Raw genomic sequence first — 15296 nt, forward strand, 5'->3', positions numbered from 1 at the left:
AGTTGTACGTTTGTAGTTATTTTTTTCTAAATATGTTTTTTAATCTCCTAAAGGTACTTTTTTTGTTCTCCATTCCATCATGCCCATACCCATAACCGTACCCATAGCCGTATCCATAGGTACCAGCTGTCTTCACATCATTGATGATAATATTGAGTTTGGGCATTTTATGCTGGATATAAAGATCCCTGGATAATTTCAGCTGTTCTTTAAAAGTATAGCTCTGACGGACTAAGAACAGGGTGGCATCCGCGAACCGGGCGATCAGCTGCCCGTCCGTTACAAGGCCTATGGGCGCGGTATCCACGATGATATAGTCGAACCGTTCCCGTAGTGTCTCAAACAATTTCGCCGTTTCCTCCTGCAATAATAGTTCAGCCGGATTTGGCGGAATGGGGCCGGATGAAATCAGCCAACAGTTATCGTGTATACCGGAAGGCCGGATAATCTGATCCAGCGGGGTTTTACCGATTACGTAGGTACTAAAACCCACGTTGTTGGGGATGTCCAGGCTGGCAGAGATCCGGGGTTTTCTCAGGTCCATTTCCAGCAGCACTACCTTTTTACCGGATAAAGCCAGTACTGCGGCCAGGTTGGTAGCTACGAAAGATTTTCCTTCTCCGCTCATACTGGAAGTCAGCATGATCACTTTTTCGCCGGCACGGGTAAGGATAAACTGTAAATTGGTACGCATAGCCCTGAACTGCTCTACTACCGGGGAATTCGACTTCGCCGTGGCCACAATGAGCTGTTGTCCGTTGTTATGCCCGATTTCCGCGATCACTGGTACCGGTGTTTGGTCGGTGACGTCTTTCTTATGGAAAATCCGTCTGTTCAGTAGTTCTTTCAGGTAAAAGATAGTAGCCGGGCAACCAACCCCTAAAATAAACGACAACAAATAGATAATCAACGGATTAGGATTATACGGTTTGGCGTCGCTCTTGGCCGGATCCACGATTCTGCTGATCGCCAGGTTAGAGGACTTTGAGATCGCGGATTCTTCCCTTTTCTTTAGCAGGAATAAGTACAATTCCTGTTTAATGGCCTGCTGCCGGGAGATATCCAGGAACACCCTTTCCGTGGCCGGTACCTTTCCTATCTTCTGGTTTACCACCCCAACATTCTGTTGCAGCTCATTGATGCTCACTTGTATGCCCTGCTTCAGGGACAACAGGTTGCTCCGCAAATCTGCCCGCAAGCCTACCAGCTGTTCGTTGATATTCTTTATAAACGGATTGGCCTCTGTACTGGTAAGCAACTGTCTGTCGCGCTCCATCTGCAGGGTATTGTACTTACCTATCAACCCAACGAAGGTAGGATCAGCCACCACGAGGGCGGATGGTACCACATGCGTAGCATTCTTATTATCTTCCAGGTATTGTTCCAGTGCGCTTACCACGGAGAGACGTACCTGTTGATCAGTCAACTGTTTCATCAGGTCGCCGGTGCCCACCACCAGCTGTTTCGACTGCTCCTCAAGATTCGCCAGCTTATTTTGCTGCTTGAATTGTTGTATGTCGTTTTCCACGCCTGACAGTTCTTTGCTTACAATCACGAGGCGATTGTCGACAAACGAAATGGTGCTGTCTACAATGCGGTTTTTATCTTCCACACTGGCATGCAGGTATACGTCGATCAGCTTATTGAGTATTGCTTCTCCTTTAGCAGGTACCCCGGAAGAATAAGTCATGTCGATGGTACTTACCTGCTTATTAGGAATGGTTACGGTAAATTGTTTCTGGAAATCGGCTACTGCCTGGTCCACAGAAATTACCTTCACCAGGATATCTTCATCCAGCAAAGGATACATGGCTTTACGTTCTACTACCAGTACACCTTCCTGCAGTTGCAATGTATCTCCCCATCTGCCACGCAGTTTCAGGTCTTCGCGGGACAGCGCAAAGCTGTCTTTCCCTGCTGTTGCCACCGTATAGGATACGGAGGTCAGTGTATCTTTCAATGCCAGCCAGTGCAACGCAATGGGCAGGCGTTCGTAGATTTCTGTTTTCTTAACATGACCGGCAATAAAATAAGTGACATTCAGTTGTAAATCCTTTACCACTTTCTCTGTGAGCGAGCGGGATTTTAATATTTCAGCTTCATTGTCTACACTGTTCTTGTTATTGAATAGTTCCAGCTGATCCAATATTTCAGCGCCGGGAATATCGCCTCCTTTCTGCTGATCCTGTACCAGGATCTTCGCACTGATTTTATAATCCGGTGAAGCGTATCGCAGGTATAGCCGGGCTACAACTGCCAATCCAATCACACACAGGACAAACCAATACCAGTTGCGGAGGGTTTTGTCCAGTATCTTACGAACGTCTAATCCACTGCCTTTCGGCTCTTCGAAAGGTTGAATGTCGTTTAAAGGAAACCGGTTGTCCGTCTTTATAATATTGTGCATATCCCCTCCCTTTAAAATTTAACTCTGGTTAGTAAAACAATCAGTACTGATATCACAGAAGACGCGATGGTAATGTTTCTTAAGCGTGCGCCATCTGATGCCGTTACTTTTGATTTATTAGGCTCCACATATATAACATCTCCCTGCTGTAAATAGTAATAAGGCGAGGCAAACAGACGGCTTTCATTCAGGTTCAGCCGAACGAATTCCTGTTGATCGTTTTTCTTCCGGATGAGTAAAACGTTCTCGCGTTTACCATAAATGGTGAGGTCTCCTGCCACTCCCAGCGCATCCAGCAGCGTTACTTTTTCGTTGGGCATGATATAGGAAGATGGTCTGGCTACTTCTCCCAGGACGGTTATTTTAAAATTCGCAAAGCGTACGTTTACCACCGGGTCTTTGTAGAAAGCGGCCACTTTGGTTTGGATCTCATCCCGCACCTGGTCAGTTGTTTTGCCTTTCACCTCGAGTTTACCGATCATGGGTAAACTTACCGTCCCTGCTTTATCTACGAGGTATCCGCTCACGTTAGCGCCGGTTACCGTGGCTGCTGGCGCCGGCACCGTAGTGCTGCCCGTTGCGGGTATATTAGGCACATTCTGCTGATTCATGATCGCCGTAGCCGTTGGGTCCATGGTTTGTACCGTGATCTGTAAAATATCATCCGGCTGAATCACTGGTGTAGTGTAAGCCGTAAGATTCACCATGCTTAGTTTGGCAGTATCCGGCACATCTTTGAAATAAGTAATATGTTTAGGACCCGAACAAGCTGCCAGGAAAAGACTGCACGCACCTATGACGACAGCAAATAAGATCTGATGAGCGGATGCAAAGCACCTGCACGTACTAAGTATTTTCATTATACGATATGGCTCTTAAATGAATAACAAGCTCATTGATTAAAAAACGAATGAGCGATATACAAGTGCGACAGTAATACTGCTACATTTTTATTTTGTCTTTGTCCAGTTCTTCATAAGAAGAATTCTGGCTGATAAACTCTGGCACCAATTGTTTCATTTTTTGTACTGTTGGCGTGAGGTAATGTCCTTTGGCAGTGCTTATCAGTTGAGTTATCTGCTCATTTACTTCTGTAAAATCTGACGGCCTTACTTTGGCAATCATAATTTTTTCATGGTAAGTGGGCATGGTATTTTCGGCATTATTCAATAGTTCTTCGTAGAGTTTTTCCCCGGGGCGAAGGCCGGTGAAAACGATTTGTACATCACGGCCAGGTTCCTTGCCGGTCATACGAATCATTTTTCTCGCCAGTTCTGCAATCTTCATGGGTTTGCCCATGTCGAATACAAATATTTCGCCTCCCTGTCCCATGGCGCCGGCTTCCAGCACCAGCTGGCATGCTTCGGGAATGGTCATAAAATAGCGGGTGATGTCCGGATGTGTTACAGTAATAGGGCCGCCTTTTTCCAGCTGTTGTTTAAAGCGTGGAATAACAGAGCCATTAGAGCCCAATACATTTCCGAAACGGGTGGTAATAAAGCGTGTAGGCGTAGCCGTATACACAGGTCCCATCTTCAGAAATTTTTCATTCAGCTGATTGTTATAAGCCTGGGTGAAAATTTCTGCGATCCGTTTGGAAGCGCCCATTACATTGGTAGGGTTCACTGCTTTATCAGTAGATACCATCACGAATTTCTCCACACCATGTTCTACTGCCAGTTCCGCTACTATCTTGGTCCCCAGCACATTGTTCATCACCGCAATAGATGGATTTTTTTCCATCATCGGTACATGTTTATAAGCGGCCGCGTGGTAAACAATAGCGGGTGCATAGATGTCGAATAGTTGTTGCATGCGTACATTATCGCATACATTACCAATGAAAGGAATGATGGGTACACTCAGGCCTTTCTCAGCGATTTCCAGTTCCAGCTCATGCAGCGGGGATTCTGCCTTATCGCACAGCACAATCACAGAAGGTTCGTAGTTAAGGAGTTGCCGTACTATTTCACTTCCAATAGAACCGGCGGCTCCTGTTACCAGGATACTTTTGCCTTTGAGTTCCTTACTCAGCTGCTGATTTTTAATGCTGATGACAGATCTTTCCAGGAGATCTTCGATGTTGAGGTCCTTCAATTGGATGCTATTGTTGGTAGCGGCTCCTTCTGTCCATTCGCTCACGGGAATAATTTTTTGTACTCTTATATTCAGTGCGATACATTCTTCTACGAGCTCATTGAGGTGTGCTGCATCGAGCGGATCGTTGGGGATGAGCAACAGGGTGATTTTCCCTTCTTTCACCATTTTAAACAACTGTCCTTTACGGGACGCATAGACGGGCAAGCCTTCGATCGATTTCCCTGCATGCGCTTTGGTATCGGCCAGGAATGCGGTAATTCTGACATCAGCGGCAGGATCATCGGCAATGGCCTTGCGCAGCATCAGGCTGGAGTGACCGGTGTAATAAATCGCGGCCCTGGTACGACTGTGGCTACGGAAGTTATTATGGTATCTGAATACCCATTTTACCAGCAGGCGATAAGATAGGAGAAAGAAAGCAGTGATGAAGAAGTTGATCAGTATCACCGAAATCGGGAATGCATTGAGACGTGCTTCCAACAGGTGGCTGCGATCAACCGCAAAGAGGAAAAAGCTGCTGAGTACATTGAGTCCGGCTATACGTCCAATATCGGCCATGCTGGTGAATCTGACGATCCCGCGATAGGTACGTAATACTAAAGCCAGCACCAGATTAATGCCCAGTACAACGAGCCCGATATACGACATCGGATAAGCGGCCAATGCTTCTACATCAAAATTAAATCTGAGCAAAAAGGCTAAATTGATTGCTATAACGGTACACCCCAGGTCTAATAGTAGTATTAGCCATGACGGGGTAATCCACGATGAACTACGCACCATAGGTTCAATAATAAGATATGGTTATTAAATGTATTTACATTCGCCTGGTTAACTACATCCGCGTTTTTTTCAAGGTTTTCATAGAGTCGCGTTAGTTAAATCAGGCCGGGTATTAAAAATGATTTACAAACTATTCGGTTTTCAAAGTTAGCACAAAGTAAATACTAAATTTGATAAGTTCTGTTATCAAAAGGTAAACTGTGGAAAAAAAATTTTCTAGTTCCCTTAAAATACAGATCTAATAGTGCATAGCATGCCCGAACCGGCTTAAACAAGCGATTATAAAACCAATATTTCCGCTATGATTATTCGCTAAAACGCAACAGGGATCCCCCATTACAACAGATAACCACACCGGATATACGAAAAAAAACGGATCAGCTCAATAAGCTACCCATACTAAATACTATTAAAGAAACTTTGCAACATTGGTGGTGATGCATCAGTACTTCTTGTTGTAACGATTTGCTAGGCTTTCGATGCTCTAAAGTGTCAGATAGATGATACATGGTCATGGTCTTTCAATTTTTTGGTTAACGCAGTGTGACTAAAATATGGCTAAGTAAATATGGTTATAAAACCTGCGTTAAAATTAATTCTTGCAACGCACGCATTCGAACAAACACCATACCAATTTACTAATTATTGAAATTATAGTACTAAAGTTAGTAAACTATTTATTTAAATACTTCAGTTATTAAAAAATAACAAAACGATATGGATGCCTTACTAAGATCGGAAAGCATAAGGCAGAAAGCAAAAAGCTATTGAGGCGAATGATCAGAGCGGATTTTGTCTTTGTACAGGATTAGACTGATTATTCTGATTATTTTTTAAAGATTTAAAAAGATAATGGGAGAAGAAAGCGGATGTACCTGCTTTCTTCTCCCATCTTTCTTTATCCAGAAAATAAAAATAAAAAATCAGAATAATCAGTCTAATCCTGTACAAAGACAAAATCCGCTCTGATCATTCGCCTCAATAGCTTTTTGCTTTACGCTTTATGCTTTCTCCTTTACGCGCCTGTAATGAATACAACCAGGCTTTTAGCGCCATGGGCGCCCAGTACCAGCGACTGTTCTATATCTGCCGTTTTGGATGGGCCCGCAATAAATACGCCGAACCCGGTTTGTGGTGCACCTATCTTTTCATAGGCCTCGTGCATGGTGGGCAATATATTTTGGCGGGGCAGCACAATAGCCAGGTGTTGACAAATAAACGGCAGCACCCTGACCTGCATTTCCTGTTCGGTGAGCCAGATGGCACCATTTTCTGCTACACCCCATTGTCCGGGTACAATAGCCATGTCTACATCCTCCAGTAAATGCGGATCTTCGTTGGCCCATTCCCGTGATACCTCCCTGGCATTGACCACCCGTTGTAAATCCGGATAATGTTCGGCCAGCAACGCAGGAATGGCTGTTTCATCGCTGACTTCAAACAGGGTCCCCCCCAGTGCTTCCAGGACCTTACGATAAGCTTCCAGCGTACCGGGCATATTTCCGGAGAGTCCCTGCAAAGCCGGAAGCGGTGCAAACTCCGGCTGGTTTTGTTTTACTGCGGCTAATATTTTATCCCTGCTGCTCATGAAGATTTTTTATTTTTTGCATACCATTCGGAGAACGACTGTGCCGGTGGCGCAGGCATCTCCCGTTGTTTGTACCAGGGGTTCATGCGGTTGTTCACCATCCCGGGAAATGCACGCATTACCCATCTACCCATTTTCCCGGCCGCTTTATAGGTGCGGGGAGCGGACAATACGCCCGTCATGATTTTCATGCTGGCTGTTTTGGCGGTAGAAGTATAACCCTCCTTCACCAACACCTGCCGCCATTTATATAGTTGCTGATGAATATCGATTTTCACCGGGCATACATTGGAACAGGAACCGCATAAAGTAGAGGCAAAAGGCAGGTCCTTATAATCCTTCATATCGAGGTTAGGCGCCAGAATAGCGCCAATAGGGCCAGCAACGGCCGTATGATAGCTATGCCCGCCGCTGCGCCGGTATACCGGGCAGGTGTTCATACAGGCGCCACAACGGATACATTTCAGCGAGTTGCGGAAATCTTCCCGTCCCAGCTGTCTGCTGCGTCCGTTATCTACCAATACAATATGCAGTTCCTGGCCTTTCCGGGGCGCCCGGAAATGACTGGAATACGTTGTAATAGGCTGCCCGGTAGCACTGCGTGCCAGCAGGCGCAGGAATACGCCCAGGTGCTTACGTTCCGGGATAATTTTTTCGATGCCCATGCAGGCAATATGTACATCTGCGAGGTGTGCCCCCATATCGGCATTTCCTTCATTGGTGCATACTACCATTTCACCGGTTTCTGCTACTGCAAAATTCACCCCGGTGATCGCCGCGTTGGCCTGCAGAAATTCTTTCCGCAGATGTAACCTGGCGGCGGCCGTCAGAAATTGCGGATCCGCATTACCAGCGGGTGTGCCCAGGTGTTCGTGAAACAGCTCCCCTATTTCTTCCTTCTTTTTATGAATACAAGGCAGTACGATATGACTGGGCGGTTCTTTCGCCAGCTGCACAATTCTTTCTCCCAGGTCCGTATCTATTACATCGATGCCGTTGGCTTCCAGGTGTGGATTCAGGTGACATTCTTCTGTTAGCATCGACTTGCTCTTCACCATCCGTTTTACGCCATGCTTTTTCAGGATGTCTGTTACAATACGGTTATGCTCTGCGGCATCGGCTGCCCAATGTACAATGGCGCCGTTTTGCTGCGCCTGCTGTTCAAATTGCAGGAGGTAGTCATGTAAATTGCCCAGTGCATTGATTTTTATCTGCGAGGCGGTTTCCCTCAGCAGTTCCCATTCAGGGATAGTCCATGCGATGCGGTCGCGTTTAGCCCGCACCCACCATAACGTTTCATCGTGCCAGTTAACCCTGGCTTCATTTTCGTTGAACTTGTCTGCCAGTGTTGCGTGATCAGCTGTTTGCCTGTTCATGGATATTTTGATTGAGAATTTCAGCAATATGCATCACTTTTACACCAGCATGTTGCCGGCGTAAAATGCCTTCCATGTGCATGAGGCAACTTACGTCTGTTCCGGTGATCACCTCCGCGCCATGTTTAACGTGGTCGGCTACACGATCTTTCCCCATCTTTACGGATACGGCTTCTTCTGCCACGCAGAACGTACCGCCAAACCCGCAGCATTCATCCTGCCGGTCAAGTGGTATCAGCTCTACGCCTTCTACCATCCGCAACAGTTTCTCCGGCTTGGAAAATGGCGCCGCCACCAGCTCGCTCATCTGCGCCAGTGCCAGTCCGCGTTGACCATGGCAGCTCTGGTGCAGGCCCACCTTACAGGGGAAGCGGGCAGGCAGAGATTCCACTTTCAGGATGTCTGTCAGGAACTCCGTCAGTTCGTATATACGTTGGCGTATATGTGTGGCTTTATCTTCTTTCTCCGGATCATGTAAATGATCCTTGATATGCAGTACGCAACTACCGGAAGGGCCTACAATATAGTCGTAGTCAGCGAAATTTTTAATAAACAGGGTGTTACATTGGTGTGTCAGGTGTTCATAGCCCGAATTGGCCATAGGCTGGCCGCAACAGGTTTGTCCCTGTGGGAAGTCCACTTCACAACCCAGTTTTTGCAACAACTGCAGGGTAGCAATTCCTACCTGCGGGTAAAACTGGTCAATATAACATGGTATAAATAATCCTACTTTCACGGGTAAAGTAATTTAGTAACTGTTAGCAGTTAGCCATTAGCTGTAAGCAACGGAAACAGGTACTGATCATCCAGGCCGCCCTGCTTATGCTTATTGGCAATATGCAAATTTAGCGGGCAAGGCAACAGTAATCCTACCTCTTTTTTACCGGTTACTGGCTTATTTTTCACTGACTGAAAGTAAAAAACCGCGGGGATATTTGCAACCCGCACTATCCTGCCATGATTTTTTGTCTTTTTCAGGATTAGACTGATTATACTGATTTTTATTTTTTGATTTTGAGAAGATGAAAAAAATTTGGGAAGATATAAGCAGATAAATTCTGCCCACATCTTCCCAAATCTTATAAAACAAAAAATCAGTATAATCAGTCTAATCCTGAAAAAGACAACATTCGCGTTATCCGTTCATGATCTGCTCTTCCTGTTTCTTCTTCAGGTACCATTGCACCACGCGGATTTCGGCGAAGCTGGCGGCTTCCCCTACTCTTTCTTTGATAGGGCCGGCAGCAGTGGCGCCAAGCTCCCCGATGTGTTTGAGGATGAGGCGCATGGTTCTTTCCGGGACAAAGCGGTGGATATCCATTTCTCCGGCCTCCACACATTGCGCCAGGTGGCTCTCTATGGTGCCGATGGCCAGTTGGCGGGCAGCAGCGATATCCGGAACTGATTTACCTGCCAGGTATAATTCCAGGGTACCCCGACGGCTGGCGCCTTTTTCCACTTTGCCTTTTGCAGCCTTTTCTCTGGCAGCAGCAGCGGGAATAGCGGCAGCAGCGGCGTCTGCGTCCCTTAACTTGGTATAGTCTTTCAGGCCGGCAGTAAAATTCAGGTCCGCATAAGACACCTCCCATACATGACGCAACTTATTCCAGCAGTCGGATTCCAGCGCCATGAGTTGCAGCAGGTATTTCTTTGATTTGGCCTTTTTTACTTCTGCAATATGTGCCTGTAAAGGCAGTATCAGGTCGTCGTGGATGCTTTGCGTGAAATAACCGATGGCTTTATTGACGCGTTGCTCCAGTTGTTCCATTTCACCAGTTTGCACGGCAGTATCCAACAACTGATGCAGTTGTACAACAAATTTAGCGGCTACCTCCTGCTGTTGTTCTACTTTGGCAGACAAGCTGCGACTTAATTTGATAGCGGCATCAAAATCGGGTACTTTTTTATCCTGGATCCAGACAGCATGACTACGAATAGTAGCCTGCATACGATACCAGTCGAACAACTGCAACAGGGAAGTGGCCTGGAATTTCTTCCGTTCCATTTCCAGCAATACCACCAGTTCGTTCGCTTCATTTTCTTTTTCGGCAAATTCAATCACCTGCCGGTCTGTTTTGATGCTGCCATGCCCTATGCGGGAGTGCAGTACCAGTCCTTCGAGTGAGGTACAGCGGCTGAGGGCCACGTATACCTGTCCGGGTGCAAAGGCATACCCGGCGTCAATAATGGCGCGTTCGAAGGTTAAGCCCTGGCTTTTATGGATCGTGATAGCCCATGCCAGGCGGATCGGGAACTGGGTGAAGCTGCCTATTTCTTCTTCCTCTATGCTGTTTTCTTCCTGGTTAAAGGAGTAGCGTATATTACGCCAGGTTTCTTTGCCCAGTTTTAATTCCTCATGGGAACCTGCCAGTACCAGCACAATTTCATCATCGCTAATTTCTTTGACGGTGGCGAGTTTGCCGTTGTAATACCGCCTGGGCTGTGCAAGGTCATTTTTCAGGAACATCACCTGTGCCCCTATTTTCAGTTGCAGTAGTAATTCGGTAGGCAGGGCCTTGTCGCTGAAGTCGCCTTCTATCTTGCCTTCGAAGCGATATACTTTTCCCGGCATGTCGGCCAGGCGCCGGGCATTGATTTCATCGGCCTTCCTGTTATGGGTAGTGAGTACGATATATTCCTGGTCTTCTCCCTTAAAATTCGGCTGATAATGCTCATTCAGCAGTACCAGGTCTTCATGGAGTACTTCGGCATTACGTACCCGGTTGAGTATATCGATGAAATGTTGTTCATTTTGCCGGTAAATTTTCTTCAGCTCGATATAGAGTGGCGGCGCCTGTTCTATTGCTTTGGCCGCGAAGAAAAATGTACTGTTGTAGTATTCAGACAGCATCTGCCATTCTGCATCCGGCACTACGGGCGGAAGCTGGTACAGATCGCCAATAAACAGCACCTGTACACCTCCGAAAGGCAGCAGCGGTTTATTGCGGAAGTGGCGGAGAATGACATCAATCGCATCCAGCATATCACAGCGCACCATACTCACCTCGTCGATGATGAGTAGTTCCATTTCCTGCAACAGCACTTTTTTATCGTTTGTAAAACGAATATTACGGAACAGGCTATGTTTGTCTGTACTGCTGATTTCATCCATGCCAAAACCTCTTTTAGTGCCGGGGATAAAGGGTCCGAAAGGCAGCTGAAAAAAAGAGTGCATGGTAACACCGCCCGCGTTAATAGCAGCTACGCCTGTAGGTGCTACCACTACGGTATTTTTCTTTGTATGTTCTTTGATGTACTTCAGGAACGTAGTTTTCCCTGTACCGGCTTTACCGGTAAGGAAGATATGGCGGTGTGTATGGTTTATGAAATCTGCCGCCAGGTGAAAGATGGTATTCGAATTATCCGGTTGGGGCATTAAGTTATAAATTGAAACTGCAAATATAAGAAAAGCCGTGCAGACATTCTTAACATCGTCATAACTAAATCACCCCTATATTCGCTCCAGTTTTTGCCAACAAAATACATTTACATGGAAACCATCAAAATAGCGACCGCCCAGTTCGAAAACAAGAGCAACGACAAAGCCTATAACCTCAGCGTGATCCGTACCTTATCTGCCCGCGCGGCGGCAGACGGTGCACAGGCAGTAGCTTTTCACGAATGTTCTGTAACCGGCTATACTTTTGCCCGGCATTTATCAAAAGAGCAAATGCTGGAATTGTCTGAATTTATTCCGGACGGTCCGTCCATTAAAGCGCTGCAGGAAATTGCCGCCGAAAATAATATTGCGGTACTGGCGGGATTATTTGAAAAAGACGCTAACGATAACTTATTTAAAGCCTATGTATGTGTAGATAAAAACGGGCTGGTAGCTAAATACAGGAAGCTGCATCCGTTTATCAATCCGCACCTCACGCCAGGAAATGAATATGTTGTATTTGATTTGTTAGGATGGAAATGCGGTATGCTGATCTGCTACGATAACAATATCACGGAAAATGTACGCGCTACAGCGTTGCTGGGGGCGGAGATTATTTTCATGCCGCATGTGACGATGTGTACGCCATCTACACGGCCCGGTGCAGGTTTCGTGGATCCGAAGCTGTGGGAGCTGCGTCATACCGACCCTACTTCGCTGCGACTGGAATTTGACGGCATGAAAGGCCGTTCCTGGCTGATGAAGTGGTTACCGGCGCGCGCATACGACAATGCGGTATATGCGGTTTTCTCCAACCCAATTGGCATGGATGACGACCAGTTAAAAAATGGTTGCTCTATGATCCTGGATCCGTTTGGGGATGTGATTGCAGAATGCCGGAAACTGGATGATGATGTAGTAACAGCAACGCTTACACGAAATAAATTAACTGAAGCCGGCGGACATCGTTATCGCCTCGCACGCAGGCCTGATTTATATGGTGCAGTGATTGCGGCGCCGCATGCATCTGTACAGAAAGTGGTATGGCTACAAGATAAAGCTTAGTGATTGGTTCGCTTATAAGTGCTATGATATGCTTTAAAGCTATCATAAAAAAACGCTCCATGACGGGAGCGTTTTTTTATGCAGCATATGCTACATAAAAAAAACCGCCCCTGCAAAGCAGGAGCGGTTTATAACAAAACTATTATAAAATAAATTATGCCAGTCTTACGTTAACAGCATTCGGGCCTTTTCTGCCTTCTTCCACGTCGAATACTACGCGGTCATTTTCGCCGATGCTTTCTTTGATACCAGATACGTGAACAAAAATTTCTTGTCCGGAACCTTCGATTTTAATGAATCCAAAACCTTTAGCTTCATTAAAAAATTTTACTACACCTGTTTGCATTATATTTAATATTTAATTGTGAACGTGTTCTCGCCATTTAATTAACAGCAGGCGGCTACCTGGCAACTACAAGAAAAAGTGTAAGTAAAAGCTGAATGTGAGAGGTGATCTACCAACAGAATTGCAATACATTATCTTTAAGAAGCGGTACGAAGATAGGGGATTCCCTAATACAAGCCTAATTTTTTTTAAAAGTTGTTCCACGCCAGGGCCGCGCTGGCTCATAATTCCATATTAAAATATATTTTCGCGTTATATATGAAACAACCTGACGCATGGCGAATAAAAGCCATATTAACCGGATCTGCGGGTAACCTGGTAGAATGGTACGACTGGTACATTTACGCCACTTTCTCCCTCTATTTTGCGCCGATATTCTTCCCGAAGGGTAATTATACTGCCCAATTGCTCAATACAGCCGCCATTTTCGCGGTAGGGTTCCTGATGCGCCCCATTGGGGGCTGGCTATTTGGCCGCATCGCGGATAAGCAGGGCCGGAAAGCCTCCATGACGCTATCTGTGCTGTTGATGTCGCTGGGATCGTTGCTGATTGCGTTTACACCTTCTTATGAGCAAATCGGCGTCATCGCGCCTGCCCTGCTCCTGCTGGCCAGGTTGTTACAAGGCCTGAGCGTGGGTGGTGAATACGGCACCTCTGCCACCTACCTGAGCGAAGTGGCTACCCCTGAATTACGGGGCTTTTATTCCAGTTTTCAGTATGTAACCCTGATTGGAGGGCAATTGACCGCATTGGGCGTGCAAATGCTGCTACAGAAAGTGTTTTTAACTGCTCCCCAGCTACACGAGTGGGGCTGGCGCATTCCTTTTGTGATTGGTGCTGCCCTGGCGCTTTTCGCGCTGTATCTGCGCAGGCATATGCAGGAGTCGACTTCTTTCGAGCAGATAAAAAATGAAAAAGAGAAAGGCTCGCTGAAATTACTGTTCCGTCAGCATCCCAGGGCGGTGTTGACCGTTGTAGGACTCACCATGGGCGGCACGCTGGCCTTCTATACCTATACCACCTACATGCAGAAATTCCTGGTAAATACGGTACACCTGAGCATTGAACATGCCACCACCATTACCTTTTTCCTGATGTTGATTTTTGCTTGTTTACAGCCACTGTTTGGCTGGATCTCGGATATGTATGGCCGCAAACCGCTGCTGATAGGCTTCGGCGTGTTGGGTACTTTGTTTACCGTACCCATTCTCACCGCCATCAGCCAAACCAGTTCGGAATGGACCGCCTTCTGGCTGATACTCCTGGCTTTGCTCATTGTGAGTGGCTATACATCGATTAATGCAGTGGTAAAAGCAGAAATGTTTCCTGCAGAAGTACGGGCATTGGGTGTGGGATTCCCTTATGCCATTACCGTAGCCATTTTTGGAGGAACAGCGGAACCCATAGCCCTGTATTTTAAAAAGACAGGGCATGAACCGATGTATTATTGGTACGTGACCATTTGCATTTTCATCTCTTTGCTGGTATATCTCAGCTCCCGCGATACTAAAAAGACGTCTTTGCTGGATAAGGATGCGTGATTTCCCTAACCGTACCATCCTGGTGCCCAACAATCAACCTGCTGGCGTAGTCGAGAAATAAGCCAATCTCTACTACGCCGGGAATGTTATTGAGTTGTGTATGCAACGCCGGGGCATTATGAATTTTCTGGTAATGGCAATCCAGGATGTAATTCCCGTTATCCGTTACAAAGCGGTTGTTATCTTTTGTACGCAATACCGGGTGGGCGCCTAACGCTGCGAGATGCTTAAAAGTAAGCTCCCAGCCGAAAGTGGCCACTTCTACCGGCAATGGAAATTTACCCAGGTGCTTCACCAGTTTCTGCTCATCTATCACTACCAGCATTTCTTTGGAGGCGGCAGCAATAATTTTCTCGCGCAGCAACGCGCCTCCCCCTCCTTTAATCAGTTGCAGTTGCATATCTGCCTCATCTGCCCCATCAATATCTATATCTATCTGCGCTATCTGATCAAAATCTACCAATGGAATGGCTTGTTCTACCGCCAACCGGGCAGATTGCTGGGAAGTGGCTACTGCTTTAATTTCCAGTCCCTCTCTCACCATCTCGCCTATACGCATAATGGTGTAATAAGCGGTACTGCCAGTACCTAAACCGACGGTCATTCCTGATTTAATATAGCTGGCCGCTTTTTCTCCCGCGGCTTTTTTTCCGATATCTGTTTGCATGAATCAAATATAATGAAAAGCGGAAAGCAGAAAGCGGAAAGCA

General features: G+C 46.4%; 12 protein-coding genes. 2 read left to right on the forward strand and 10 right to left on the reverse strand.

The features are described 5' to 3' along the window. Positions 1 to 16: 16 nt before the first annotated feature. From AC5ZC7_RS17215 to AC5ZC7_RS17250, 8 genes are all read right to left on the reverse strand, one after another. Positions 17 to 2407 (reverse strand): polysaccharide biosynthesis tyrosine autokinase, encoded by a 2391-nt coding sequence (locus AC5ZC7_RS17215; protein WP_496157674.1) that lies wholly within the window; start codon positions 2405 to 2407, stop codon positions 17 to 19. Positions 2408 to 2418: 11 nt separating this feature from the next. After that, the gene (locus AC5ZC7_RS17220) at positions 2419 to 3267 is read right to left on the reverse strand and encodes a polysaccharide biosynthesis/export family protein (RefSeq protein ID WP_496157673.1); all 849 of its coding nucleotides are present in this window, start codon (positions 3265 to 3267) and stop codon (positions 2419 to 2421) included. Positions 3268 to 3349: 82 nt separating this feature from the next. Beyond that, a complete protein-coding gene (locus AC5ZC7_RS17225; RefSeq protein WP_496157672.1) occupies positions 3350 to 5200 on the reverse strand; it encodes an SDR family NAD(P)-dependent oxidoreductase in 1851 nt (616 codons plus the stop codon). A gap of 1105 nt (positions 5201 to 6305) precedes the next feature. Continuing rightward, positions 6306 to 6878 carry an LUD domain-containing protein gene (locus AC5ZC7_RS17230; RefSeq protein WP_496157671.1) on the reverse strand — a complete coding sequence of 191 codons (573 nt, stop codon included), beginning with the start codon at positions 6876 to 6878 and terminating at the stop codon, positions 6306 to 6308. Beyond that, entirely contained in the window at positions 6875 to 8254 is a 1380-nt protein-coding gene (locus AC5ZC7_RS17235) for an LUD domain-containing protein (protein WP_496157670.1), read from the reverse strand. Before AC5ZC7_RS17235 ends, AC5ZC7_RS17230 begins: the two co-directional genes overlap by 4 nt. Then, complete coding sequence (locus tag AC5ZC7_RS17240) at positions 8235 to 8990, reverse strand: heterodisulfide reductase-related iron-sulfur binding cluster (protein ID WP_496157669.1); 756 nt, start codon at positions 8988 to 8990, stop codon at positions 8235 to 8237. The genes AC5ZC7_RS17235 and AC5ZC7_RS17240 overlap by 20 nt, the downstream gene beginning before the upstream one ends. 29 nt (positions 8991 to 9019) lie before the next feature. Continuing rightward, positions 9020 to 9160, reverse strand: coding sequence for a hypothetical protein (locus AC5ZC7_RS17245; RefSeq protein ID WP_496157668.1), 141 nt, complete (start codon positions 9158 to 9160; stop codon positions 9020 to 9022). Between the two features lie 229 nt (positions 9161 to 9389). After that, the gene (locus AC5ZC7_RS17250) at positions 9390 to 11630 is read right to left on the reverse strand and encodes a helix-turn-helix domain-containing protein (RefSeq protein WP_496157667.1); all 2241 of its coding nucleotides are present in this window, start codon (positions 11628 to 11630) and stop codon (positions 9390 to 9392) included. 114 nt (positions 11631 to 11744) lie between these two features. On the opposite strand from AC5ZC7_RS17250, the gene AC5ZC7_RS17255 reads away from it, so the two are divergent. Next, positions 11745 to 12698 carry a nitrilase-related carbon-nitrogen hydrolase gene (locus AC5ZC7_RS17255; protein WP_496157666.1) on the forward strand — a complete coding sequence of 318 codons (954 nt, stop codon included), beginning with the start codon at positions 11745 to 11747 and terminating at the stop codon, positions 12696 to 12698. Between the two features lie 154 nt (positions 12699 to 12852). Here the strand turns inward: AC5ZC7_RS17255 and AC5ZC7_RS17260 are convergent, their stop codons facing one another. After that, positions 12853 to 13044, reverse strand: coding sequence for a cold-shock protein (locus AC5ZC7_RS17260; RefSeq protein WP_079472790.1), 192 nt, complete (start codon positions 13042 to 13044; stop codon positions 12853 to 12855). Positions 13045 to 13302: 258 nt separating this feature from the next. Between AC5ZC7_RS17260 and AC5ZC7_RS17265 the strand changes: the two genes are divergently transcribed. Continuing rightward, complete coding sequence (locus AC5ZC7_RS17265; RefSeq protein ID WP_496157665.1) at positions 13303 to 14586, forward strand: MFS transporter; 1284 nt, start codon at positions 13303 to 13305, stop codon at positions 14584 to 14586. On the opposite strand, the gene rpiA is transcribed toward AC5ZC7_RS17265, so the two are convergent. Then, the gene (rpiA, locus tag AC5ZC7_RS17270; protein ID WP_496157664.1) at positions 14552 to 15253 is read right to left on the reverse strand and encodes a ribose-5-phosphate isomerase RpiA; all 702 of its coding nucleotides are present in this window, start codon (positions 15251 to 15253) and stop codon (positions 14552 to 14554) included. The two genes, AC5ZC7_RS17265 and rpiA, sit on opposite strands and share 35 nt — an antisense overlap. Between the last annotated feature and the right edge of the window lie 43 nt (positions 15254 to 15296).

Source organism: Chitinophaga sp. 9-1-y, assembly GCF_059511905.2.